The 25,364-nt window shown below is 72.9% G+C and carries 21 protein-coding genes; 18 read left to right on the forward strand and 3 right to left on the reverse strand.

Translation table 11 applies throughout. From position 1 onward, the window contains the following. Positions 1-5: 5 nt before the first annotated feature. Positions 6-332 (forward strand): divalent-cation tolerance protein CutA, encoded by a 327-nt coding sequence (cutA, locus tag M4D82_RS25845; protein ID WP_249768317.1) that lies wholly within the window; start codon positions 6-8, stop codon positions 330-332. 51 nt (positions 333-383) lie between these two features. Here the strand turns inward: cutA and M4D82_RS25850 are convergent, their stop codons facing one another. Further along, entirely contained in the window at positions 384-1,754 is a 1,371-nt protein-coding gene (locus M4D82_RS25850; RefSeq protein ID WP_249768318.1) for an aminopeptidase P family protein, read from the reverse strand. 172 nt (positions 1,755-1,926) lie between these two features. Here M4D82_RS25850 and M4D82_RS25855 point away from each other — a divergent pair, with 172 nt between their 5' ends. The 14 genes from M4D82_RS25855 (at position 1,927) to M4D82_RS25920 (ending at position 18,252) form a co-directional block, all read left to right on the forward strand. Then, on the forward strand, positions 1,927-4,338 hold the full coding sequence (locus M4D82_RS25855; RefSeq protein ID WP_249768319.1) for a collagenase: 2,412 nt from the start codon (positions 1,927-1,929) through the stop codon (positions 4,336-4,338). 125 nt (positions 4,339-4,463) lie between these two features. Further along, positions 4,464-5,675, forward strand: coding sequence for an NAD(P)/FAD-dependent oxidoreductase (locus tag M4D82_RS25860; protein ID WP_249768320.1), 1,212 nt, complete (start codon positions 4,464-4,466; stop codon positions 5,673-5,675). After that, the gene (locus M4D82_RS25865) at positions 5,675-5,998 is read left to right on the forward strand and encodes a (2Fe-2S)-binding protein (RefSeq protein WP_249768321.1); all 324 of its coding nucleotides are present in this window, start codon (positions 5,675-5,677) and stop codon (positions 5,996-5,998) included. Before M4D82_RS25860 ends, M4D82_RS25865 begins: the two co-directional genes overlap by 1 nt. Beyond that, entirely contained in the window at positions 5,979-7,493 is a 1,515-nt protein-coding gene (locus tag M4D82_RS25870; protein WP_249768322.1) for an FAD/NAD(P)-dependent oxidoreductase, read from the forward strand. The genes M4D82_RS25865 and M4D82_RS25870 overlap by 20 nt, the downstream gene beginning before the upstream one ends. Before the next feature lie 74 nt (positions 7,494-7,567). Beyond that, a complete protein-coding gene (locus M4D82_RS25875) occupies positions 7,568-8,503 on the forward strand; it encodes a dihydrodipicolinate synthase family protein (RefSeq protein WP_249768323.1) in 936 nt (311 codons plus the stop codon). Positions 8,504-8,547: 44 nt separating this feature from the next. Further along, on the forward strand, positions 8,548-9,552 hold the full coding sequence (locus M4D82_RS25880; protein ID WP_249768324.1) for a proline racemase family protein: 1,005 nt from the start codon (positions 8,548-8,550) through the stop codon (positions 9,550-9,552). Further along, positions 9,549-10,625: a proline racemase family protein gene (locus tag M4D82_RS25885; RefSeq protein ID WP_502989001.1), complete on the forward strand. Its 1,077-nt coding sequence runs from the start codon at positions 9,549-9,551 to the stop codon at positions 10,623-10,625. The genes M4D82_RS25880 and M4D82_RS25885 overlap by 4 nt, the downstream gene beginning before the upstream one ends. After that, on the forward strand, positions 10,622-11,590 hold the full coding sequence (locus M4D82_RS25890; RefSeq protein WP_249768325.1) for an ornithine cyclodeaminase family protein: 969 nt from the start codon (positions 10,622-10,624) through the stop codon (positions 11,588-11,590). The genes M4D82_RS25885 and M4D82_RS25890 overlap by 4 nt, the downstream gene beginning before the upstream one ends. A gap of 59 nt (positions 11,591-11,649) precedes the next feature. Next, positions 11,650-12,360, forward strand: a complete 711-nt coding sequence (locus M4D82_RS25895) for a GntR family transcriptional regulator (protein ID WP_249768326.1) — start codon at positions 11,650-11,652, stop codon at positions 12,358-12,360. Between the two features lie 212 nt (positions 12,361-12,572). Continuing rightward, positions 12,573-14,324 carry an ABC transporter substrate-binding protein gene (locus M4D82_RS25900; protein ID WP_249768327.1) on the forward strand — a complete coding sequence of 584 codons (1,752 nt, stop codon included), beginning with the start codon at positions 12,573-12,575 and terminating at the stop codon, positions 14,322-14,324. 22 nt (positions 14,325-14,346) lie between these two features. After that, positions 14,347-15,276, forward strand: coding sequence for an ABC transporter permease (locus M4D82_RS25905; RefSeq protein ID WP_249768328.1), 930 nt, complete (start codon positions 14,347-14,349; stop codon positions 15,274-15,276). Further along, on the forward strand, positions 15,273-16,259 hold the full coding sequence (locus tag M4D82_RS25910) for an ABC transporter permease (RefSeq protein WP_249768329.1): 987 nt from the start codon (positions 15,273-15,275) through the stop codon (positions 16,257-16,259). The genes M4D82_RS25905 and M4D82_RS25910 overlap by 4 nt, the downstream gene beginning before the upstream one ends. Next, positions 16,259-17,272, forward strand: coding sequence for an ABC transporter ATP-binding protein (locus tag M4D82_RS25915; protein ID WP_249768330.1), 1,014 nt, complete (start codon positions 16,259-16,261; stop codon positions 17,270-17,272). Before M4D82_RS25910 ends, M4D82_RS25915 begins: the two co-directional genes overlap by 1 nt. Beyond that, positions 17,269-18,252, forward strand: coding sequence for an ABC transporter ATP-binding protein (locus M4D82_RS25920; RefSeq protein WP_249768331.1), 984 nt, complete (start codon positions 17,269-17,271; stop codon positions 18,250-18,252). The genes M4D82_RS25915 and M4D82_RS25920 overlap by 4 nt, the downstream gene beginning before the upstream one ends. A gap of 69 nt (positions 18,253-18,321) precedes the next feature. Here the strand turns inward: M4D82_RS25920 and M4D82_RS25925 are convergent, their stop codons facing one another. Further along, positions 18,322-20,424 (reverse strand): S9 family peptidase, encoded by a 2,103-nt coding sequence (locus M4D82_RS25925; protein WP_249768332.1) that lies wholly within the window; start codon positions 20,422-20,424, stop codon positions 18,322-18,324. Between the two features lie 82 nt (positions 20,425-20,506). Between M4D82_RS25925 and M4D82_RS25930 the strand changes: the two genes are divergently transcribed. Further along, complete coding sequence (locus M4D82_RS25930) at positions 20,507-22,072, forward strand: MFS transporter (RefSeq protein ID WP_502989002.1); 1,566 nt, start codon at positions 20,507-20,509, stop codon at positions 22,070-22,072. Between the two features lie 33 nt (positions 22,073-22,105). Further along, positions 22,106-22,663 carry a hypothetical protein gene (locus tag M4D82_RS25935; protein WP_249768333.1) on the forward strand — a complete coding sequence of 186 codons (558 nt, stop codon included), beginning with the start codon at positions 22,106-22,108 and terminating at the stop codon, positions 22,661-22,663. A gap of 34 nt (positions 22,664-22,697) precedes the next feature. Here the strand turns inward: M4D82_RS25935 and M4D82_RS25940 are convergent, their stop codons facing one another. Then, a complete protein-coding gene (locus tag M4D82_RS25940; RefSeq protein WP_249768334.1) occupies positions 22,698-24,113 on the reverse strand; it encodes a cytochrome P450 in 1,416 nt (471 codons plus the stop codon). A 492-nt stretch (positions 24,114-24,605) separates the two neighbouring features. Here M4D82_RS25940 and M4D82_RS25945 point away from each other — a divergent pair, with 492 nt between their 5' ends. Beyond that, positions 24,606-25,310 (forward strand): IclR family transcriptional regulator, encoded by a 705-nt coding sequence (locus tag M4D82_RS25945; protein WP_249768335.1) that lies wholly within the window; start codon positions 24,606-24,608, stop codon positions 25,308-25,310. Positions 25,311-25,364 lie beyond the last annotated feature (54 nt).

Genomic DNA, 25,364 nt, shown 5'->3' on the forward strand with positions numbered 1-25,364 from the left:
CCGGTATGACGAGCCGTGACTTCATCGTGGTGACCACGACCCACGCGTCGGAGGAGGAGGCCCGCGCCCTCGCGACCGCCGTCGTGCGCGAGCGGCTGGCCGCCTGCGCGCAGGTGTATCCGATCAGCTCCGTGTACCGGTGGGAGGGTGAGGTGCGGAGCGAGAGCGAGTGGCGGGTGGACTTCAAGACGCGCGCCGATCTCTTCGACCGGCTCGCGAAGTCCATCACCGACAAGCACGCATACGACACTCCCGAGATCGTCGGCGTTCCCCTGGTCACCGGCAGTGCGAAGTACCTCGACTGGGTGAACGACGAGACGGTCCAGGAGTGAGCGTCGGGGACCGACTGTCGGGCCACCACGGCGTGCGCCGGACACCACGACCTAGCTGTCCATCAGGGCTCCCATCCATTCCTCGATGCCCGCCACCGTGCGGGGGAGGGCGCCCGACATCAGGCGGGCGCCGTCGGCGGTGATGACGAGGTCGTCCTCGATGCGTACGCCGATGCCGCGCAGCTCGGCCGGGAGGGTCTCGTCGTCGGGCTGGAGGTACAGGCCCGGTTCGACGGTCAGGACCTGGCCCTCCTCCAGCACCCCGTCCAGGTACGTCTCGGCCCGCGCCTTCGCGCAGTCGTGGACGTCGAGCCCCAGCATGTGGCCGCTGCTGCACAGGGTGTAGCGCCGGTGGAGGTCGCCCTCGGCGTCCTTGAGGATCCCCCACTCCATGAGGCCCTCCGCGATGACCCGCATCCCGGCGCGGTGGAAGTCCCGGAAGCTCGCCCCCGGGCGCAGCGCGGCGATACCGGCCTCCTGGGCGGCCAGGACCAGTTCGTAGACCTGCCGTTGGACCGGCGAGAAACGGCCCGACAGCGGGAGGGTGCGGGTGATGTCGGCGGTGTAGAGGGTGTCGGTCTCCACCCCCGCGTCGAGCAGCAGCAGGTGGTCGCGGTCGAGGGGGCCGTCGTTGCGGATCCAGTGCAGGACGCAGGCGTGCGCGCCCGACGCGGCGATGGTGTCGTAGCCGGTGCCGTTGCCCTCGGCGCGGGCGCGCAGGCCGAAGACGCCCTCGATCCAGCGTTCGCCGCGCGGGTGGGTCAGGGCGCGCGGCAGGGCCCGTACGACGTCCTCGAACCCGGCGGCGGTGTGGTCGACGGCCAGTTGGAGCTGTTCGACCTCCCAGGCGTCCTTGACGAGCCGCAGTTCGGAGAGGGCGGCGGCCAGTTCGGCGTCCGAGTCGGCGTGGCGGGCGGGCGGCGTGCCGAGGGTGTCCAGGTGGGCGCAGCGGATGCCGGTCAGGTTCTCGGCCTCGGCCAGGTCGGGGCGGCGGCCCACCCAGAACTCGCCGTAGCGGCGGTCGCGGTAGAACTCCTCGTTGCCGTCGGCGCGCGGTGAGCGCGGGCGCAGGTACAGCACCGCCTCGTGGCCGTGCGGCCCCGACGGCTCCAGCACCAGGACGTGACCCACCTGGTCCTCGCCGGTCAGTCCGGTCAGCCAGGCGTACGCGCTGTGCGGCCGGAAGCGGTGGTCGCAGTCGTTCGAGCGCACCTTCAGCTCGCCGGCCGGGATGACCAGCCGCTCGCCGGGGAACCGCGCGGAGAGCCGGGCGCGGCGGGCGGGGGTGACGGAGTGGGCGGCGACGCGTGCGGAGGTGGAAAGCGGTGAGGCCGCCCAATTCCCCGCCATGAAGCGGGACAACTCGTCCGATACCGGCAGGTCGTGGCTGCCGATGTTGAGGCGGGAGTGGGTCTCTGTCACGAAGGCTCCCTCAAGAAGCGCTGAACTGGTGGGTGCACAGGTCTTGCCAGTGCAATTTCACATTACTATGTTACAGCTCACACCGCGGCACGTTAATCCCCGTCAAACGCCGCGTGAAGCAGGGCAGTTCAGGCACTTTTCCCCCACCTCCCCTCCCTCTCAGGAGCTTTCGGTGTCCCAGCACAGAGCTGTGCGTACGTCTCTCCTCTCCGCCGCCGTCGCGGTCACCCTCCTCGCCACCGCCGGCCAGGCCGTGACCCAGGCCGCCGACCGGGGCACCCCCGTCGCGGCGGGCGGCGCCTCCGCCTCCGCCACGTTCGCCTCCGGGGCCCCCGGCGCCACCGCGCCGAACCCCTTCGACGAGGTCGACCGCGTGGCCGACGCCAAGCAGCTCGTACCGGCGCCCGCCCCGGCCCCCGGCGGCACGGCCGTCACCGACGGTCGGATACCAGGCGCCGCCCCGGCCGCGTCCACGCCGAGCTCCACCGCCTCCGCCGAGCGCGCGGAGAAGAACCGCGAGGCGGCGACCGCCCAGTCCGCGCCCACCGCCAAGAGCGTGGCCGCCGGCGTCCCCTGCACCCTCGACGGGATCAAGAACCTCAGCCCCGAGCAGTTCGCCGACTTCCTCGGCGACCAGGCCGTCCTCGCCGACGGCTGTCTGCGCGGCCTCATATGGACCTGGGACGCCCGCCTGGCACCGGTCATGTCCGACGCCCACGTCCAGGCGGTCGCCCGCCGGATATCCACCCTGGCCGCCGCCCACGACGGCCGTAACTCCTCCCACCTGGAGGAGATGTTCACCTACCTGCACGCCGTCGCCTACCACGACTTCTCACGCGACGAGATCGACACCACCGACGCCCCGACCGTCGCCGCCGTCCGCAAGGCCATCGACGACTTCGGCAACGCCGCGCGCACCTTCGACGTCACCCCCTCCAACGCCCGCACCCTGCGCGAGGCCCTCTACGCCGCCGGCCCCGGCCTGCGCCAGCACCAGCTCGGACTGATCAAGAAGGTCCTGGCCACCATGGACCCCGCCCACCAGGAGACCAACCGCGACGCCGGCTGGGCGGGCGCCGTCCTCGCCGCGCTGTCCACCAACTACCTGGGCGTCTACCCGGGCAACGACGACACGGCCTTCCACGCGGCGGTCGCCGCCGACCCGGCGTACCGCCAGGCCTTCAAGGCCTTCGCGGGCTACACCCACCTCAAGGGCACCGGCAACGCCTGGGTGGTGCGCGACGCGCTCGGCGAGTACGGCCGCATGGGCCAGGTCGCGGGCCTGCGGGACGCCGTCGTCGCCGACCTCGGCGCGATGCTCGGGCCCGTCAAGACGAACTTCGGCAGCGAGCCGTGGGCGAAGCTCGTCTCCTGGCTGAACTTCTACGAGGCCTGCAAGCCGTACGGGGTCTGCAAGGAGGACATCGAGAAGCAGATCTTCCCGTACACCTACACCTACGACAACGGCGCCATCAAGGTCCGCACCGCCCTCGACCGGGCCACCGTCGACCAGCTCTACTACGCGAGCAAGCAGGTCAAGGCGCAGTTCCACCGCGTCGTGGGCACCGACCAGCCGCTCGCCGGGGACCCGAACAGCACCCTCAACATCGTGCTGTACGCCTCCCGCGCCGACTACGAGAACTACCACCCGATCCTGACCGGCTACGACACCAACAACGGCGGCATCTACATCGAGAACGGCGCCACCTTCTACACCTACCAGCGCCGCGTCCCGCAGGACTCCTCGCTCACCCTCGAAGAGCTCTTCCGCCACGAGTACACGCACTACCTCAACGGCCGCTTCGCCGTCCCCGGCTTCTTCGGCCAGGGCCCCTGGTACGAGGGCGACCGCACCACCGCCATGGACGAGGGCACCGCGGAGTTCTTCGACGGCGCCACCCGCGACAACGGCGTCGCCGTGCGCAAGTCGCTGGTCAAGAGCATCATCAACGACACCGCCGGCGGCGGCCCCCGCATGACGGTGCAGCAGATCCTCAACGCCACCTACGACGGCGACGGATTCCGCTTCTACAGCTACGCCGGCACCTTCTTCGAGTTCCTCTGGACCGAGAAGCCCTCCGCCCTGCGCGAGATGTACACCCACCTGCGCAACAACGACGTGGCCGGCTACGACGCCTGGCGCGTGCGGTTGGGCTCGGACACCTACCTCCAGCGCGACTACAACCGCTTCCTGGACGCGCAGATCGCCAAGGTCGACCAGCTGTTCGTGCCGAACACCACCTTCACCCCCAACGACCGGCTGCGCGACTCCGCGCTCGCCTCGGTCAAGTCCTCCTTCGCGACGGCCACGTACAACACGCCGGACTGCGTGGAGAACGGCGAGCCCGGCAAGCGCCGCTTCACCTGCACGGGCCGGATCACCGCGAACCTGAAGAACTGGCGCAGTGACGACCAGAACTTCAAGGACATGTCCGAGACGGTCGACTACTTCATCCTCGACCGGGCGGGCGCGGCCTCGAACAACCTGGCCGACATGAACTGTTCCTTCGGGCCGCTTGACATCTGGGCCAACAAGACCGCGGGCAGCTCCTCCTACAGCTGTGAGGGCCCGCTGCGCGGCTGACCCGGCCGCAGCGGACCCGGGCCGGTCCCGACCCGAACGGGGGGCGGGACCGGCCCGGGGTACGCACCGTGCGCCGGTCGGCGTAGACCCTGGGAACCTTCTAAAGAATGTGACATATTACTGCCGTGTCCCAGACTCCATCCTTCGACGTCGTGATCATCGGCGCCGGTGTCGTCGGAGCCGCCTGCGCGTACTACGCCCGCGCCGCCGGACTCTCCGTGGCCGTGGTCGACCGCGGCCCCGTCGCCGGCGGCACGACCGGCGCCGGGGAGGGCAACCTCCTCGTCTCCGACAAGGAGGCCGGACCGGAGCTCGACCTCGCGCTCCTGTCCACCCGCCTGTGGCGCGAACTGGCCGACGTGCTGCCCGCCGAGACGGAGTACGAGGCCAAGGGCGGCCTCGTCGTCGCCCCCGACGAGGCCACCCTGAAGGCCCTGCGCGCCTTCGCCGACGGCCAGCGCGCCGCCGGGGTCGAGGCCGTCGAGGTGGGGTCCGCCGCCCTGCGCGAGCTCGAACCCCACCTGGCCCCGGGCCCGGCCGGCGGATTCCTCTACCCGCAGGACGCCCAGGTCCAGCCCGCGCAGGCCGCCGCCCGGCTGCTCGCCGCGTCCGGCGCCGAGGTCCACCTCGGCGAGGAGGTCACGCAGGTGCTCCGCTCGGGCGGCGCGGTGCGCGGGGTGCGCACCCGCGCCCGCACCCTGCTCGCCCCGGCCGTGGTCAACGCGGCCGGCACCTGGGCCGGGGAGGTCGCCGCCCTCGCCGGCACCACCCTCCCGGTCCTGCCCCGCCGAGGCTTCGTCCTCGTCACCGAACCCCTGCCGCGGGTCGTCCGGCACAAGGTCTACGCCGCCGACTACGTCGCGAACGTGGCCAGCGACTCCGCCGCCCTGCAGTCCTCTGCGGTGGTCGAGGGCACCCCGGCCGGTCCCGTGCTGATCGGCGCGACCCGTGAGCGCGTCGGCTTCGCGCGCGGCCTCTCCACCGAGGCCCTGCGGCGGCTCGCGACCCAGGCGGCGGCGCTCTTCCCCGTCCTGGCCGACGTCCGCGTCCTGCGGACCTACCACGGCTTCCGCCCCTACCTCCCCGACCACCTCCCGGCGATCGGCCCCGACCCCCGCGTCCCCGGACTCTTCCACGCGTGCGGCCACGAGGGCGCGGGCATCGGCCTGGCCCCCGCCACCGGCGCGCTCCTCGCCGCCGCCCTCACGGGCGCGCGGCCCCCGCTGTCCCCGCGGTCGTTCCGCCCGGAGCGGTTCGAGGAGGCCGCACGGGAGGAGGCCGCGGCCGAGGGGTCGGGCGGAGCCGAATCCCGTAGCGTTCCGAGGAGGAACCCCTGATGCGCAGCCGCAGCCGCAGCCCCCGTTCCCTGGTCGGCGGCAGCCCCGGGCCCGCCCACACCGTCACGTTCGACGGGCGGGAACTGCCCGCCCTGCCCGGCCAGTCCGTCGCCGCCGTGCTGTGGGCCGCCGGGATCCTCGCCTGGCGCACCACCCGCGAGGGCGGCGCCCCGCGCGGGGCGTTCTGCGGCATCGGCTCCTGCCACGACTGCCTCGTCACCGTCAACGGCCGCCCCAACCAGCGCGCCTGCCTCGTCCCGGCCCGCCCCGGGGACGCCGTCACCACCCAGGAGGGCACCGGCCATGCCGACCTCGCCGTCTGAACCGGACCGCGCCGACGCCCCCGCCCACGACAGCGGGAGCGACCTCGCCGTCGTCGGCGCCGGTCCCGCCGGCCTCGCCGCCGCCGTCACCGCCGCCGACCTCGGCCTGCGGGTCGTCCTGCTCGACGCGGGGGAGCGCCCCGGCGGCCAGTACTACCGCCACCCCGCCCCCGGCCTCGGGGCCGCCCGTCCCCAGGCCCTGCACCACGACTGGCGGGCCTTCGCCACGCGTGAAGCCGCCCTGCGCGCCCACGTGTCGGCCGGCCGGGTCACGTACCTGCCGCTGCACCACGTCTGGACGGTGCTCCCGGACGGCGACGGCTGGACCCTGCATGCCGTCGCCGGCTCCGAGGAGGCCGCGGCGACCCTGCATGCCGTCGCCGGCTCCGAGGAGGCCGCGGCGACCCTGCGCGCCCGCCGGGTGCTGCTGGCCACCGGTGCCTACGAGCGCCAACTGCCCTTCCCCGGCTGGACCCTGCCCGGGGTCGTCGGCGCCGGCGGGGCGCAGGCCATGCTGAAGGGGGGCCTCGTCCTGCCCGGCCGGCGGATCGTCGTCGCCGGCAGCGGCCCGCTGCTGCTCGCCGTCGCCGGGTCGCTCGCCGCCGCCGGCGCGACCGTACCCGCCGTCGTCGAGGCCGCCTCCTACACGGCCTACGCCTCCCGCTGCGCGACCCTGCTGCGCAACCCAGGCAAACTCGCCGAAGGCGCCACGTACGGCGGCGCCCTGCTGCGCCGGGGCATCCGCCTGCTCACCCGGCACGCGGTGACCGAGGCCCACGGCGACGGGCGTGTCGAGGCCGTCACCCTCACCCGCCTCGACCGCGACTGGCGTCCCGTGCCCGGCACCGCCCGACGCGTCCCCTGCGACGCCCTCGCCGTCGGCCACGGGCTCGTGCCCCAACTCGAACTCGCCACCGGCCTCGGCTGCGCCACCCGCCCCGCCCCCGACGGCACCGTCGCCCTGGAACTGGACGCGGCGCAGCGCACCTCCGTGCCCGGGATCTGGTCCGCCGGCGAGACCGGTGGCATCGGCGGGGCCCAACTGGCCGTGGCTGAGGGAGAGATCGCCGCCCACGCCATCGCCGGCCGGCCCGTACCCGCCGCGCTCGATCACACCCGCGCCCGGCTCCGCGCCTTCGCGGAGGCCATGGCCGCCGCGCACCGCCCGGGATCCGGGTGGACCGGCTGGCTGCCCGACGACGCCGACGCGTGCCGCTGCGAGGAGGTGCCGGCCGGCCGGATCCGCGAGGCGGTGCGTGACCTCGGGGCGCGGGACGCCCGTACGGTCAAACTGCTCACCCGGGCCGGGATGGGCTGGTGTCAGGGCCGGATGTGCGGGCCGGCCGTGGCCGCGCTCGCCGGGGCCGAGGCGTCCGCCGACCGGCGCCCGCTGTCCTGCCCGGTCCCGCTGCGCCACCTCGCGGGGCTGCCCCCGGCCGACGCGGCGCCGGCCGATACGGCCCCGGCCGTCGAACTTCCCCCGTCCGGCCGCTGATCGGGTCCCCCGGACCCTTGTGGCCGCATCACACCCACTAGTAAAATGTCACACACCACACTAGGGAGCCCTTCATGACCCACGCGCCCACCCCCGCGCCCCGTCCCGACCAGGTCGACACCCGCACCCGCCCCTGGCACGGCATCATGGTCGCCACCGCCCTGCCCCTGCGCGAGGACCTGAGCGTCGACTACGACGCGTACGCCGAGCACGTCGCCTGGCTCATCGCCGAAGGCTGCGACGGCGTGGTCCCCAACGGCTCCCTCGGCGAGTACCAGACCCTCACCGACGAAGAGCGCGCCCGCGTCGTCCGCGTCGCCGTCGAGGCCGCCGGCGACGGGGCCCGCGTCATGCCCGGCGTCGCCGCGTACGGCAGCGCCGAGGCCCGCCGCTGGGCCGAACAGGCCGCCGAGGCCGGAGCCGGCTCCGTACTCCTGCTGCCCCCCAACGCCTTCCGAGCCGACGAGGCCGTCGTCCGCGCCCACTACGCCGACGTCGCCCGCGCCGGGCTGCCCGTCGTCGCGTACAACAACCCCATCGACACCAAGGTCGACCTGACCCCCGAGCTGCTCGCCCGGCTGCACGGCGACGGGAGCATCGTCGCCGTCAAGGAGTTCAGCGGCGACGTCCGTCGCGCCTACGAGATCGCCGAACTCGCCCCCGGCCTCGACCTGCTCATCGGCGCCGACGACGTACTCCTCGAACTGGCCCTCGCCGGCGCCGTCGGCTGGATCGCCGGCTACCCCAACGCCCTCCCGCGTTCCTGCGCCACGCTGTACCGGGCCGCCGTCGCCGGCGACCTCGACACGGCCCTGCCGCTGTACAAGTCGCTGCACTCGCTGCTGCGCTGGGACTCCAAGACCGAGTTCGTCCAGGCCATCAAGCTCTCCATGGACCTGGCCGGGCGCCACGGCGGAGCCACCCGCCCGCCGCGCTTCCCCCTCACCGGGGAAATCGAGGCCGCCGTGCGCGCCGCCACCGAGAAGGCCCTCGCCGAGGGTCTCAACTAGCAGCCGGCCGACCGGAGCAGGAGCAGGACAGGAGGGGACGTCCGATGCGTACACGCCACATCTACCACGCGGTCGACTCGCACACCGAGGGCATGCCGACCCGGGTGATCACCGGGGGAGTCGGGGTGATCCCCGGCGCGACCATGGCCGACAAACGGCTCCACTTCATGGAGCACATGGACCGGGTCCGCACCCTGCTCATGTACGAGCCGCGCGGCCACGCGGCGATGAGCGGCGCCATCCTGCAACCCCCCACCCGCCCCGACGCCGACTTCGGCGTCGTCTACATCGAGGTGTCGGGCCTGCTGCCCATGTGCGGGCACGGCACGATCGGGGTGGCGACCGTCCTCGTCGAGACGGGCATGGTCCCGGTCGTCGAACCGGTCACCACCGTCCGGCTCGACACCCCGGCGGGACTGGTCGGCGTCGACGTCCGGGTCGAGGACGGCGCCGCCACCGCCGTCACCCTGACCAACGTTCCCTCCTTCGGCGTCGGCCTCGATCTCAAGGCCGAGGTCCCCGGCTTCGGCACGGTGACCTACGACCTGGCCTACGGCGGCAACTTCTACGCCTTCGTCGAACTCGACGCCCTCGGGTTGCCCTTCGACCGGGCCCGCAAGGACGACCTGATCGCGGCCGGTCTCGCCGTCATGGACGCGATCAACGCCTCGCCCGAGCGGCCCGTCCACCCCGAGAACCCCTCCATCGCCGGCGTCAAACACGTCTACCTGGCCGCCCCCGGCTCCGACGCCCGCCACTCCCGGCACGTCATGGCCATCCACCCCGGCTGGATCGACCGCTCGCCCTGCGGTACGGGAACCAGCGCGCGCATGGCCCAGTTGCACGCCCGGGGGCTGCTGCCCCTGGACACCGACTTCGTCAACGAGTCCTTCATCGGCACCCGGTTCACCGGCCGACTGATCGGCGAGTCCACCGTCGGCGGCCGGCCCGCCGTCATCCCCACCATCACCGGCCGCGCCTGGATCACCGGCACCGCCCAGTACTTCCTCGACCCGTCCGACCCCTTCCCGGGAGGGTTCCTGCTGTGACGACCGGACCCACGGCGGCGAACGCGCCGACCGGACCGAACGCGCCGACCGGATCGCCCGGCGTGCGCGCCGTCGACTACCACACGGCGGGCGAGCCCTTCCGGATCGTCGACCTCACCGCCGACCCCGTCGCCCCCGCGCCCGGGGACACCGTCGCCGAGCGCTGCGCCACCGCCATCGGCGCCGGCGGCTCCGCGACCGCCCCGCGGCGGGGCCCGCTGGACGACGTACGGCGCCTGCTCGTGCAGGAGCCGCGCGGGCACGCCGGGATGTACGGCGGGTTCGTCGTACCGCCCGACGACGACGGCGCCCACTTCGGGGCGCTGTTCTGGCACAAGGACGGCTGGTCCACCGCGTGCGGCCACGGCACGATCGCGCTCGGCGCGTGGGCCGTGGACACCGGTCGGGTGGCGGCCCCCGCCGACGGGGACGTCGAGGTGCGGATCGACGTCCCCTCGGGGCGGGTCGCCGCCACCGTCCATCGGACGGCCGGCCGCACCACGGGGGTCACCTTCCGCAACGTCGCGGCCCGCGTGGGCGCCCGTAAGGTCCCCGTCGCCACCACCCTCGGCCCGGCGGAGGTCGACATCGCGCACGCCGGCGCCTGCTACGCCTCGGTCGCCGCACGGGACCTCGGCCTGGAGGTGAGCCGGGCCGCCCTGCCCGAACTGGTCCGCGTCGGACGCGAGATCAGGGCCGCGCTCGCCACCCACCCCGCCACCTGGCACCCCGGCGGACCGCTGCTCTCCGGCGTGTACGGGGTGATCCTCTACGAGGAGCTGCGCGACACCCCCTTCGGGCCGCACCAGCGCAACGTCACCGTCTTCGCCGACGGGCAGATCGACCGCTCGCCCTGCGGCTCCGGCACCTCGGCCCGGCTCGCGCTGCTCGCGGACGACGGGCGGCTCGGGCCGGGGGAGGACCTGCTGCACGAGTCGGTGGTGGGCACGGTGTTCACCGGCCGGATCCTGCCGGACGGGGTCACCGAGGTCACCGGCACCGCCTACCGCACCGGCGAGCACCTCTTCACCGTCGACCCGTACGACGCCCTCGCCGCGGGCTTCCCCCTGTGACGGGCGCGGAGGCGGGGCCCGCGCTGCCGCAGCTCGGCGCGGAGCGCCTGGCCGGTCTGCTCACCCCCGCCGGGGCCGCCGACGCCCTGGCCGGGGCCCTGCGCGCCGGCCTCGACCCGGAGGCCTGCCCGCGGCGCACCGCCGTCCCCACGCCCGGGGGCGAACTGCTGCTGATGCCGGCGGCGTCGGGCGCGTACGCGGGGGTGAAGATCGCCGGGGTGGTGCCCGACAACCCGGCGCGCGGCCTGCCCCGGATCACCGGCAGCTACCTGCTCCTCGACGGGCCCACCCTGCGCCCGCTGGCCCTCCTGGACGGCCCTGCCCTGACCGCCCTGCGCACTCCGGCGGTCTCCGCGCTGGCCCTGCGGTACCTGGCCCCGACCGGGCGGCCGCTGCGGCTGGTGCTGTTCGGGTCGGGACCGCAGGCGTACGGGCACCTCGAAGCGGTGCGGGAGGTACGGGAGTTGGCCGAGGCGGTGATCGTGGCCCGCGACCCGGAGCGCGCGCGGCGCCTGGTGGCGCACGCCCGCACCCTGGGCGTCGCCGCCCGCACCGGGACGCCGGAGGCGGTGGCCGAAGCGGACCTGGTGATCTGCTGCACCACCGCGCGCGAACCGCTCTTCGACGGGCGGCTGGTGCGGGACGGGGCGGTGGTCGTGGCCGTCGGCTCGCACGAGCCGGACGCGCGCGAGACGGACACGGCACTGGTGCGGCGGGCGGCCGTGTACGTGGAATCGCGCGCGGCGGCGCTGCGGGAGGCGGGGGACCTGCTGATCCCGGAGGCGGAAGGGGCCATCGGGCCCGGTCATATCAACGCCACCCTGGCTGACCTGGTCGCGGGGCGGATCCCGGCGGGAGGGCGGGCGGGTTGTCCACAGCTCTTCAAGAGCGTGGGCATGGCCTGGGAGGATCTTGCCGTGGCGGTCGCGCTGTTCGAGGCAGCGGGAGCACGTGGCACAACGTGACATTGTACGCTGTTCCTCTGCCCAACCGTGGCGGTGTCGGGGGTCTCGGAGGAAGAGCAATGGGTGACCTGAAGCAGCACAGTCTCATCAAGGCCCAGGAACGGCTCCGCGACCAGGTCGGCCACGCCCTTCGAGCGGCCCTCATCGCCGGCGAACTGCGGCCGGGCAGCGTCTACTCCGCCCCCGGCCTCGCGGCCGAACTCGGCGTCTCGGCCACGCCCGTACGCGAGGCCATGCTCGACCTGGCCCGCGAGGGCCTGGTCGAGCCCGTGCGCAACAAGGGCTTTCGCATCACCGAGGTCAGCGAGCGCGACCTCGACCAGTACACCGAACTGCGCACGATGATCGAGGTCCCGACCGTCGGCCGGATCACGAAGATCGCCACGGCCGAGCAGCTGGAGGCCCTTCGGCCCATCGCCGAGGAGATCGTCACCAGCGCCCGCGAGCACAACCTCATCGGGTACCTGGAGGCCGACCGCCGCTTCCACCTGGGCCTCCTCGCCCTCGCGGGCAACGACCGCCTCGTCGAGACGGTCGGCGACCTGCGCAAGCGCTCCCGCCTGTACGGCCTGACGGGCCTGGACGAGGCGGGCAAGCTGGTCTCCTCCGCCGAGGAGCACATCGAACTCCTCGACCTGATGCTCACGGGCGACGCCGAAGCCGCCGAGGCGTGCATGCAGCGCCACCTCGGCCACGTCCGCTCCCTGTGGGCCCAAGGTCGCGACGAACCGGTGGGTCGCACCCCGGGCGGCCTGGGTTCGGGCGTGTAGGGCCACCGAAGGGCAGGCGCGAAGCGGCCGGCGGGGTTCCCCGTCGGCCGCTTTCGCGTGCCGGGGGTGGCGGCGGGGAGTTCCCAACAGGCCCTGCACCGCGCCCATTTGGACACGGCTGGATAACGACGGCGTCGAGGGGTTGTCAGTACAATTTCACATTACTATGTTACCGGTCACATCATAAAGCGCGGCCCTTCACTGGAGTGACCATGACCAAGCGCACCCAACTCGCCCTCGCCACCGCCCTGGTGGCGTCTCTCGCACTCGGTGCGTCGGGCTGCTCCGACACGAAGAAGGGCTCCGCGGCAGGGGCAGGGGCCGGTGCCTCCAACCCCGCCGCCGCCAACGACGGGAAGATCCTCGGCGGCACCCCGGTCAAGGGCGGCACCCTCACCGTCCTGTCCAACCAGGACTTCGCCCACCTCGACCCCGCCCGCAACTGGGTCATGCCGGCCATGGACTTCGGCACCCGCCTGCTCTACCGCACCCTCGTCACCTTCAAGGCCGAGCCCGGCAAGGCCGGCAGCGAGCTCGTCCCCGACCTCGCCACCGACCTCGGCACCCCCTCCAACGGCGGCAAGACCTGGACCTTCACCCTCAAGGAGGGCGTCAAGTACGAGGACGGCTCGCCCGTCAAGGCCCAGGACATCAAGTACAACGTCGAGCGCTCCTTCGCCCCCGACCTCACCGGCGGCCCCGACTACGCCGCCCAGTACCTCGCCGGCACCGAGGGCTACAAGGGCCCCCTCCAGGGGCAGCACCTCGACTCGGTGAAGACCCCCGACGACCGCACGATCGTCTTCGAACTCAAGCGCCCCGTCGCCGAGTTCTCCGCCACCGCCACCCTCCCCACCTTCGCGCCGGTCCCCCAGGCCCAGGAGAAGGGCACCCAGTACGACTCCCGGCCGTTCTCCTCCGGCCCGTACAAGATCGAGTCGTACGACCGGGACAAGAAGCTCGTCCTCGTCCGCAACGACCACTGGGACCCGAAGACCGACGCCGTCCGCAAGGCCTACCCGGACCGGTTCGTCGTCGTCATGGGTCTCAAGGGCGGCCAGATCGACGACCGCGTCATCGCCGGCGAGGGCGCCGACGCCTCCACCGTCCAGTACATGGACATGCGCCCGGAGAGCGCCCCCAAGGTGCTGCCCAAGCCGGACGTCAAGGCACGCCTGCTCGCCGAGTCCCAGGGCTGCACCGAGATGCTCTCCCTGAACAACTCCCGGGCCCCCTTCAACGATCCCAAGGTCCGCGAGGCGATGCAGTACGCCGTCGACAAGGAGGCCGTCGTCACCGCGGGCGGCGGCCCCGCCCTGAACGAGGTCGCCACCGCCTACCTGCCCCCCGCCCTCTCCGGCGGCAAGCAGGCCGACACCCTGAAGATCCCCGCCGCCGGCGACCCGGCCAAGGCCAAGGAGCTCCTGAAGGCCGCCGGCAAGGAGAAGCTGAAGGTCTCCCTGGCCGTCTCCACCGGCGACAAGGGCAAGGCCGAGGCCCTCCAGCAGGGCCTGGCCCGCGCCGGCGTCGAGGTCGTCATCGACACCATCGACCCGGGCGCCTACTACGACGTCATCGGCGACCTCTCCACCACCCCCGACATGACCCTCTCCGGCTGGTGCCCCGACTACCCCTCCGGCTCCACCTGGATCCCCTTCGTCTTCGACGGACGCACCATCAAGGACAAGGGCAACCAGGGCAACAACAGCCAGTTCCGCGACGAGGCCACCATGAAGCGGATCGACGAGATCAACGCCATGGCCGACGCCAAGCAGGCCAACCAGGCCTGGATCGACCTCGACGCCGAGATCATGAAGAAGTCGCCGGCCGTCCCGATCCTCCTGGAGCGCAAGCCGCTGCTCGTCGGCCCCAACATCGCGGGAGCCTTCGGCCACCCCGTGTGGACCGGCACCATCGACTACGCGACCGTGGGCCTCAAGGACCCGTCGAAGAGCCAGGGCTGAGGAAGCCGGAGCCCACGACACCATGACCACCACCGCACCGGGGGCCATCGCCCCCGGCAGCAGCCCCTGGCAGCTGGCCCGACGGGAACTGGCCCGCCGGCCCGCCGTCCGCGTCAGCCTCTGCGTCGTCCTCCTGTTCGTCCTCATGGCCGTCGCCGCCCCCTGGCTGGGCGCGCTCGGCGGCTGGTCCCCGGACGAGTTCGACAAGACCGCCATCGACCCCTACCTCGGCGGCCAACCGCTCGGCTCCCTCGGCGGCATCAGCTCCGAGCACTGGCTCGGCGTCGAACCCGTCACCGGCCGCGACCTGTTCGCCCGCGTCGTCCACGGCGCCCAGGTCTCCCTCCTCATCGCCTTCGCCGCCACCGCCATCGTCGTCCTCACCGGCACCGCCGCCGGCATCGCGGCCGGCTACTTCGGCGGGCGCGTCGACGCCGTCCTGTCCCGGCTGATGGACCTCACCATGTCCTTCCCCTCGCTGATCTTCATGATCGCGATGCTGTCCGTCGCCAAGGACGTCAACCGGATCGTGCTCATGACCGCGATCATCGGCCTCTTCGGCTGGCCCGGCGTCGCCCGCGTCGTCCGCGGTCAGACCCTGTCCCTCAAACACCGCGAGTACGTCGACGCCGCCCGCGTCGGCGGCTCGACCTCCTGGCGGATCCTCACCCGCGACATCCTCCCCGGCGTCTCCGGGCCGGTCATCGCCTACACCACCCTGCTGATCCCCGGAATGATCAGCACCGAGGCCGCGCTCAGCTACCTCGGCGTCGGCGTCCGCCCGCCCACCCCGTCCTGGGGACAGATGATCGCCGAGTCCGTCGCCTTCTACGAGACCGACCCCATGTACTTCGTGATCCCGAGCGTCTTCCTCTTCCTCGCCGTGCTCGCCTTCACCCTCCTCGGCGACGCCCTGCGCGACATCCTCGACCCGAGGGGAGGCCGTACGTGATCCTCTACCTCCTGCGCCGACTGCTCGCCCTGGCCGGGGTGCTCCTCGCCATCGCCGCCGTCACCTTCCTCATCTTCTACGTCCTGCCCTCCGACCCCGCCGCCGCGGCCTGCGGCAAGACCTGCAGCGCCGAACGCCTCGCCGACGTACGCGTCCACCTGGGCCTGGACCAGCCCCTGTGGCGCCAGTTCACCGACTTCCTCACCGGCATCTTCACCGGCCGCACCCTCGGCACCGGCCAGTACGCCCTGCGCTGCGAGTTCCCGTGCCTGGGCTACTCGTACGAGAACTCCCTGCCCGTCTGGGACCTGCTGATGGACCGGCTCCCCGTCTCGGCCTCCCTCGCCCTCGGCGCGGCCGTCCTGTGGCTGGTCCTCGGCCTCGGCGCCGGCGTCACCGCCGCCCTGCGCAAGGACACCGCCACCGACAAGGCCCTGATGGTCGGCGCCGTCGCCGCCGCCTCCCTGCCCGTCTACTTCACGTCCGTCATGCTCATCTACGGTGTCATCCGCGTCGCCGGACTCCTGCCGTACCCCACCTACCAGGCCTTCACCGACGATCCGCTCGCCTGGGCCGGCAACCTGCTCCTGCCCTGGACGGCGCTGGCCCTGCTCTACGCCGCCATGTACGCCCGCCAGAGCCGCGGCTCGATGATCGAGGCGATGGCCGAGCCGTACATCCGCACCGCCCGCGCCAAGGGCATGCCCGAGCGCACCGTCGTCGTCAAACACGGCCTGCGCTCCGGCATGACGCCCATCCTCACCATCTTCGGCATGGACCTCGGCGGACTCCTCGCCGGAGCCGTCATCACCGAATCGATCTTCGGACTCCCCGGCATCGGGCGGCTCTTCTACGGGGCGCTCGTCAACTCCGACCAGCCGGTGGTCCTCGGCGTCACGCTGCTGGCCGCCTTCTTCATCGTCGTCGCCAACCTCGTCGTCGACCTCCTGTACGCCGTCATCGACCCGAGGGTGAGGTACTGATGACCGCCCCCCTGCTGGAGGTGCGCGACCTGCGCGTCACCTTCACCACCCCGCGCGGCACCGTCCGCGCCGTCGACTCCCTCGACTTCACCGTCGAGGCCGGCCGCACCCTGGGCATCGTCGGCGAATCCGGCTCCGGCAAGTCCGTCACCTCCCTCGCCGTCATGGGCCTGCACCGAGGCGGCGCCGAGGTCACCGGCTCCGTCACGCTCGCCGGACGGGAACTGAACGGCCTGTCGGAGAAGGAACTCTCCGCGGTGCGCGGCCGGAAGATCGCCATGATCTTCCAGGACCCGCTGTCCAGCCTGCACCCCTACTACACCGTCGGCGAGCAGATCGCCGAGCACTTCCGGGTCCACTTCAAGGCCGGCCGGGCCGCCGCGCGCAAGCGGGCCGTCGACATGCTCGGCGAGGTCGGCATCCCCGAACCCGCCCGCCGCGCCGGGGAGTACCCGCACCAGTTCTCCGGCGGCATGCGCCAGCGCGCGATGATCGCCATGGCCCTGGCCTGCGAGCCCGACCTGCTCATCGCCGACGAACCCACCACCGCCCTCGACGTCACCGTCCAGGCACAGATCCTGGAGCTGATCGCCCGCCTCCAGCAGGAACGCGGGCTCGGCGTGGTGATGATCACCCATGATCTGGGCGTGGTGGCCCGGGTCGCCCACGAGGTGCTCGTCATGTACGGCGGCCGGGCCGTCGAACAGGCCCCGGTCGACGCGCTGTTCGCCGACCCCGCCCACCCCTACACCCGGGGCCTGCTCGACTCCCTGCCGCGCCTCGACACCGCCGACGACGAGCCCCTGCCCTCCATCCCCGGCTCCCCGCCGTCCCTGCTGGCCCCCGCGCCCGGCTGCGCCTTCGCCCCGCGCTGCCCGCGCGCCGCCGAGCCGTGCGCGCAGCGCCGTCCGGCCTTCGAGGCGTACGGGGACGGACCGGAGCGGGGCGTGGCCTGCCACTACCCGGGAGCGGCCGGCGCCGCGACCCGCAGCGCCGAGGAGGCGGCCCGATGAGCGAGACCACCACCCGCCCGCTGCTCTCCGTACGGGACCTGACGATGACCTTTCCCGGGAAGCGGTCGCTGACCGGGCGCCGGGGGGCGCCCGTGCGGGCCGTCGACGGGGTCTCCTTCGACCTGGAGGCGGGCCGCACGCTCGGTCTCGTCGGGGAGTCGGGCTGCGGCAAGTCCACCACCGGGCGGATGCTCGTCCGGCTGCTGGAACCCACCTCCGGACAGGTCACCTTCGAGGGGAAGGACATCAGCCGGCTCTCGCAGAGCGCCCTGCGGCCCCTGCGCAAGAACATCCAGATGGTCTTCCAGGACCCGCACTCCTCCCTCAACCCCCGCCAAACGGTGGCCCGGATCATCTCCGACCCGCTGCTGGTCCAGGGCTGGAGCGCGTCCGACGCCCGCCGCCGGGCCGCCGATCTGATGGAGCTGACGGGGCTGATCCCCGAGCACATCGACCGCTATCCTCACGAGTTCTCCGGCGGCCAGGCCCAACGCATCGGCATCGCCCGGTCGCTGGCCACCAACCCCCGCCTGGTCATCGCGGACGAACCGGTCTCCGCCCTCGACGTCTCCGTCCAGGCGCAGATCGTCAACCTGATGGAGCGCCTGCGCGCCGAACTGGGCCTCGCCTACGTGTTCATCGCGCACGACCTCTCCGTCGTGAAGCGGGTCAGCGACCGGGTCGCCGTCATGTACCTCGGCCGGATCGTCGAGATCGGGGACAAGCGGGCCCTCTACGAGAACCCGCAGCACCCCTACACCCGAGCGCTGCTGTCCGCCGTACCGCTGCCCGACCCGGCGGCCGAACGGCGGCGCGAGCGGATCGTGCTGCTCGGCGACCCACCGAGCCCGGCCGCCCCGCCGCCGGGTTGTGGATTCCACCCGCGCTGCCCGAAGGCGCAGGAGATCTGCCGCACCGAGCGGCCGTCGCTCAAGCTTGCCGCCTCACGCGAGGTGGCGTGTCACTTCCCGGGTGACTGACGGGGATCCACGGGAAGAGGAAGGGCCCCGGAGCCGATGACGCCTCCGGGGCCCTTTCGCGTCATGACGTCACTGGACGGCGAGAACCTCGCGGAAGAAGGCCAGTTCCTGTTCCATGATCTTCTCCCGGGTGCCGCGCGGGGTCATGTGCGTGACGCCGGGCAGGGCCAGGAGCCGGTGCGGGCGGCCCGCGTCCGTCAGCGCGCGGGACAGGCGCAGGGTGTGCGAGGGGTGCACGTTGTCGTCGGCGAGGCCGGTGACCAGCAGCAACGGCCGGGTCAGCGCGGGCGCGTCGGGGATCAGCGAGTCCCGCTCGTACACCTCCGGGTGCTCCTGCGGCAGGCCGAGGTAGCGCTCGGTGTAGGCGGTGTCGTAGTGGCGGAAGTCGGTGGGCGCGGCTCCGGCGGCGGCCGCGTGGAAGACGTCGGGTCGACGCAGCACGGCCAGCGCCGACAGGTAGCCGCCGTAGGACCAGCCCCGTACGCCGACCCGGCCGAGGTCGAGGTCGCGGTGGCGGGCGCCGAGGGCCTTCAGGGCCGCGACCTGGTCCTCCAGGGTGACGTCGGAGAAGCCCCGGTACATGGCGTGGGTGAAGGCGGGGGAGACGTAGGGGGTGCCCCGGTTGTCGACGGTGACCACGGCGAAGCCCTGGTCGGCCCACCACTGGCGGGCCTGCCAGCGGCGCGGCTCGGCGGACACGTCCTGGAAGCCGGGGCCCCCGTAGCTGTCCATGAGGACGGGCAGCCGCCGGCCGGGGACGTGGTCGCGGGGCAGGACGAGGGCCGTGGGGACGCCGTGTTCGGTGACGCGTTCCAAGACCGGCGTCACCCGGTAGGGCAGCGGGGCCGACAGGTCGGCCGGGGCGAACTCCCGCCCGTCGGCGGTGCGCCCGGTGTGGCGGAACCCGTCGGCGTCGGCGGAGGTCAGCAGCAGGGCCCCGGCCGAGGAGGCGGCCACCGCGTGCACGCCGGGGCCGTCGGCGAGCGGGGTCAGCTCCCCGGTCACGGGGTCCAGGAGCAGCACCTGCTGCTCGGACGGGTCGCGCCGCCCGGCCTCGATCAGCAGCCGGCCCTCGTGGGTGCCGGCCACGCGGCGGACCTGGATGCCGTCGCCCGTGAGGGGTTCGCCGTCGACGGCGAGGCCGCGCGCCGCGCCGCCGGGGGTGTCGACGGCGGTGAGCATCCGGCCGTCGGCCAGCCGCGCCGGGGTACCGGGCACCATCGGGTCCACCCATCGCGGGTGCGTGGTGCGCGAGAGTTCCCGGGTGCGGCCGGTGGCCGGGTCGGCGGCGAGGAGCAGGACGTTGCGCTGGAGGCGGTCCTGGACGGTCAGCAGGATCTCCCCGGCCGGCGTGCCGTCGGCGCTCCATTCGACGTCGGAGACGTACGGGAACTCCCGCGCGTCCCAGTCGAGGCGCACCCGGCTCCCGCCCGGCCCCAGCACCCACAGCCGCACGTCGGCGTTGGGCCCGCCCGCCTCCGGGTACGCGAAGTCCTCGCCCGGCAGCTCCGGGTGCGCCGGGTCGGCGAACCAGCGCCGCTGGAGGGCGCTCTCGTCGACGCGGGCGGCGAGCAGGCTCTGCCCGTCGGGAGACCACCAGTGGCCCCGGGCGCGCCCGAGTTCCTCGGCGGCGGCGAACTCCGCGAGGCCCCACCGGGCCCCGTCGTCGGGGCTGACCCGTCCGCCCTGGACGGTGTGCAGGGCGTCGCCGCTGACGTAGGCGGTGCGCGAGCCGTCGGGGCTGGGGCGCGGGTCGAGAGCGGGGCCGGCGGTGGGGAGCTCCTCGGGGTGCGCGCCGCCGGGGGCGCCTGCCGCGTAGGGGCCCGCGTAGGTGACCGCGTAGAGGCGCCCGTTCAGCGCGAACACGGCGCGCAGGCCGTCGGCGGAGAGGGCGTAGGAGCCGATGCCGTCGGCGACGAGCCGGGTCCGCTCGCGCAACCGGCGCTCGGGGAGCGGGAGTTCATCCGCCAGGCCGTCGAGGGCGCGCGGGTCGGCGAGGAGCGTCTCGGCGCCGGTGGCGGTGTCGAGGACCCACAGGCCGTCGAGCGGGTCGGTGGGGCCGGTCGAGCGCAGGAACCACAGGAGGCGGCCGTCGTCGCCGAAGGAGAAGGCGCGGGGGGCTCCGTGGGTGAAGCGGGCGGTGTCGGCGGAGAGCCTGAGAAAAGGGTCCATGATCTCAGTGTGGCATGTAAAATATCACATGGCATAGCCCATTCGAGTGGTGACCCTTCCCCTCCGGGCATAGCGTCGACTAGTGGACCCGCATGCGAAGCCGACCAGCAACGGGACCGACGGCAAGGTCCGAGGAAGCGGAAACGGCCTGGCCCTGTTCGTGATCGCCCTCTGCCAGCTCATGGTCGTTCTCGACGTCACCATCGTGAACATCGCGCTACCACACATCCAGACCGCGCTCGACTTCTCGACCGAATCCCTCTCCTGGGTCGTCAGCGCCTACACCCTGACCTTCGGCGGGCTCCTCCTCCTCGGCGGCCGCACCGGCGACATCCTCGGCCGCAAACGGGTCTTCGTCTTCGGCGTCGCGCTGTTCGGCCTCGCCTCCCTCCTCGGCGGCCTCGCCCAGAACGCCGGCCAGCTGCTGGCCGCGCGCGCCCTTCAGGGAGTCGGCGGCGCCATCGCCTCCCCGACCGCGCTCGCCCTGATCACCACCACCTTCCGCGAAGGACCCGCCCGCAACCGCGCCTTCGGCGTCTTCGCCGCCGTTTCGGCGGGCGGCGGCGCGATCGGGCTGCTCGCCGGCGGCGTCCTCGTCGAATGGCTCGACTGGCGCTGGATCCTCTTCGTGAACGTCCCCATCGCCGTGCTCGTCGCCCTGCTGGCCTCGCGCGTCCTCCACGAATCCGCCCGCCGCCCCGGACACTTCGACCTGGCCGGCGCGCTGCTGTCCACCCTGGGCATGGTCGGTCTCGTCTACGGGTTCATCCGCGCGTCCCAGGAAGGCTGGCGCGACGGGCTGACCCTCGGGTCCTTCGCCGCCGCCGCGGTGCTGCTCACCCTGTTCGCCCTCAACGAGCGGCGCTCCCCCCAACCGATCACGCCGCTGCACATGTTCGCCGACCGCAACCGGGCCGGGACCTACGGCATCATGCTCTTCCTCGCCTGCTCGATCTTCGGCATGTTCTTCTTCCTCACCCTGTTCGTGCAGAACGTCCTCGGCTTCAGCCCCCTCCGCGCCGGCCTCGCCTTCCTGCCGGTCAGCGTGATGGTCGCGGTAGCGGCCGGATTCGCCTCGCAACTGCTGCCCCGGTTCGGACCCAAACCCTTCATGATCACGGGCGCGACCTGCTGCGCCGTCGGACTGGGCTGGCTGACGCGGATCGACGTCGACTCGACGTACCCGGAGAACGTGCTGGGCCCGGTGGTCGTGTTCGCCACCGGCATGGGCCTGCAGTTCGTCTCGCTGACCCTGATGGCCCTGTCCAACGTCGCCGACCGGGAGTCGGGCGCCGCCTCCGGGCTGCTCAACACGATGCAGCAGGTGGGCGGCTCGCTCGGCCTGTCGATCCTGGTGACGGTCTTCGGCACGGCGAGCCGGCACGAGGCCGCGGTGCGGGTGCCGGCCTTCCTGGAGACGGCGGGACCCGCGCAGCGGGCGCTCTTCCTGCGCACCGGACAGCTCCCGAAGCCATGGGCCGACCAGGTGCTCACCTCGGGCGTGAGCACGGCCTTCGTCGCGGCGTCGCTGTTCACGGTGGCCGGGGCGGCGATCGCGGTGTTCGTCATCCAGGTCCGCCCCTCCGACCTCGCCCGACTCCAGGGAAACCACACCCCGACGCCCGTCGCGGGCGAGAAGGGTCGGTAGGGTCGGACGATCATCGGACCACGGGGGGACACCATGTACGGATCGACCATGCGCGGCGCCGCGCTCGCGACACTGACCTTCACCCTGGCGGCGTTCACCGTCGCCTGCGGCGGCGACGACCCGAAACCGTCCGCCACCGCACCCTCGGCGTCGGCCTCGGCTCCCGCCTCGCCCGTCGCCTCCTCCGCCCCCTCCCCGACGGCGCCGGCCTCGCGCCCCGCGTCGGGGGCGCCGGCCCCGACCCCCTCCCTCGCGTCCCCGGCCGCCGGCCTGCCCTCGCCGCCGCCGGAGCTGGTGCGCGACGCCTTCGCGGGCCTCCAGGCCACGCTCGGGGACTCGTGCACCCCGGCCAACTGCGCCTACTTCCTCGGTCGGGTCCACGACGAACTCCACCGCCTGGACCGCGCCATGAAGGCCGACCCCAAGGGCCCCGGCCACTTCCCCGAGCCGATCGCCCTGATCGCGAAGCTCGACAGGGAACTCGGCGGCGACCGCGGCTTCGCGAACCTGAAGAAGCACCAGAGCGCCCTGATCGCCACCCGCGACCAGATCAACGACTGGATGCAGGACCACCCCGACGACTACCGCTAAACAGCTCCACTGTCGGCCTTCACTCGGCCTTCAGTCAGCCCTTCGCGGGGCGGATGCGGCAGCGCGACGGGCCCGCCGTCCGCAGGGTGATGCCGGCGTTCACGGGGATCTCGGTGTCCACGGCCTCGAACTCGTAGGCGCGCAGGATCATCGCGAGCGCGATCACCGACTCCAGCATCGAGAAGTGCTGCCCGATGCAGGCGCGCGGCCCGCCGCCGAAGGGGAACCAGGCGTAGCGCGGCCGCGCGGCCTCCGCCTCGGGGGTGAAGCGGGACGGGTCGAAGCGGTCCGGCTCGTCCCAGTAGGCGGGGTGGCGGTGCGTCACCCAGGGCGCGAGGATCACATCGGCGCCCGCCGGGATGGTGTGCCCGGCGACCTCGGTCGCGGCCACCGCCCGGCGTCCGATCACCGCGGCCGCCGGGTAGAGCCGCATGGCCTCCTTGAGCACCTGCGTCAGGTACGGGAGCCGGTCCAGGTCGGCGGCCTCGGGCGTACGGTCGCCCAGGACGCGGGATATCTCCTCGCGGGCCCGCGCCTGCTCCTCGGGGTGGCGTCCGAGCAGGTGCAGGGCGAACGCCAGCGAGGTCGCCGTCGTCTCGTGGCCGGCCAGCAGGAAGATCAGCACCTGGTCGCGCAGCTCGCCGGCGTCGAACGCGGCGTCGCCCGCGCTCTGCGCGGCGGTGAGCAGGGTCAGCAGGTCCTCGCCCGGCCCCTCCCCGTCCTCGGCGGACGCCCGGCGCCGGCCGGCGATGATCTCGTCGCAGACGGCGTACAGCTCGTCCATCGCGGCGGCCGCGCGCCGGTTGCCGGGCGTCGGCCAGCCGCGCGGGATGTTGGCGGGGGAGTAGCCGCGGCGCAGCACGTACTCCGTGATGACCGGGAAACACCGGTCGACCACGTCGACGGTGGCCTCCACGTCCGTGCCGAAGAGGATACGGGCCACGGCGCGCAGGGCCAGGTGCATCATCTCGGAGGAGACGTCGACGATCCCGTCCCGCGCCTGGGCCCACGAGGCGAGCACGGCGTCGGTCTCGCCCGCTATGGCCGCGGCGTAGCCGTCCACCCGCTTGCGGGTGAACAGGGGCTGCACCAACCGGCGTTGGCGCAGGTAGTCCTCGTCCTGGCTGGTCAGCAGGCCGTTGCCGAAGGAGTCCCGGAGCTCCTGGTAGAAGAGGTTGTCCTTGCGGAAGTTGGCCGACTGCGAGGCCAGCACCTGCTGGGCTCCCTCGGCGGAGAAGACGCAGTACAGCTCGGCGCGCAGTCCGGGCGGGCCGGCGGAGATCCGTACGACGTCCCCGTGGCGCTGTCGGGCGCGCAGGAAGGTGGCGAGCGAGTCGGCCTTCAGGTCCAGGAGCGATCCGAGCAGCGGGACCCCTTCCAGGTCGGGTATCACCGCCGGCGCGTCCCCGCCCGCACTCGCACCCGTCGCGTTCCCTGTTTCCACTGCCATGATCGCCGCCCCCTGGAAATCGTACCGAACCGTACCGACGGCCTGATTCTGCCGCCCCCGCCCCGTCCCGACGAGGCCTTTCCCCGGCCATTCGACCGAAAACCATCGCCGCTTCCCCACTATGTCCCAGGAGTCGGCCATGTGCGGACAATGACCGGTTTCCCATTGTTCGGTCGGCGCTCGCGGTGGTGGTTCGCCGGGCGGAAGGGCGCGCTCCCCGTGCATCCTGCATCGACGGCGAAATCGCCGCCCCAAACCCCTTGCAGGGGACTTGCGTGAAGTGACTCGTTTGCGGCCTTAGGCCCGTTTAGACCATGTAGGTACTGCTACAGTTTTCTTTCCGTACAGATCCCGGTCGTCGGATTCGACCGACGCCGGCGGGAATGCGGGATCCACTTCGCGGCGGGCGGCTCCGCGTGTCCTCAACCGCTCCACACCGCTCCACCAGGCCCCTCAGAGGAGGTGTCTTTGTCCGTTCAGCGCCCTCGTTCCATGCTCGCTCGCGGCCTGAGCATTCTGCGTTGCTTTCGGCCGGGTGAACCGGAACTCCAGCTTTCCGAAATAGCACGCAGAGCCGATATGCCGAAGGCCACCGCTCACCGGATCATCACGGAACTCATCGAGGAAGGCATGCTGGAGCGGGGCGAGAACGGATTGCGACTCGGCGTCGCGCTCTTCACCCTGGGCGCGCGCGTTCCCCGCCAACTCAAACTGCGCGATCTGGCCTTTCCCTATGCCGAACAACTCCACCACATCACCCGTGGCAGCGCTTTCATCTTCATTTCCGACGCGTTCGGCCGGGACGCGGCCCTGGTGGACGCGGTGCGCCGGGCCCACGGCGTCGGAATCCGACCCGGGATCGAGGACGAGGCGTGGGCCTCGGCCCGCGCCGCGACCCGGATCTTCCACGCCTTCGGCTCCGCCGCGCCCCCGCACGAGGCCGGCGCCGGCGCGGAGAGCGGAGGGGAAGCGGGACGGGTGCGACACCAGGGCTTCGTCGCCGTCCGCGGCGCGACCGGCGCGGTCGGCATCGCGGCGCCCCTGCTCACGGCGTCGAGCACGGCCGTGGGGGCCCTGGCCGTGACCGGCCCGCAGGGGCGGTTCCCGGTGGCCGGGGCGGTCTCGCACCTGAGGGCGGCCTGCGCCGCCGTCTCACGGGCGCTCCAGCGGACCCCGGAGCTGGCACCGGCCCGGTGAACCCCCGCTCCCGTCCTGCCCGCGCGGGCGTGCCCTCCCGCGCGGGCGACGGGG

The sequence above is a fragment of the Streptomyces sp. RerS4 genome (assembly GCF_023515955.1).
In the GTDB taxonomy this organism is placed as follows: domain Bacteria; phylum Actinomycetota; class Actinomycetes; order Streptomycetales; family Streptomycetaceae; genus Streptomyces.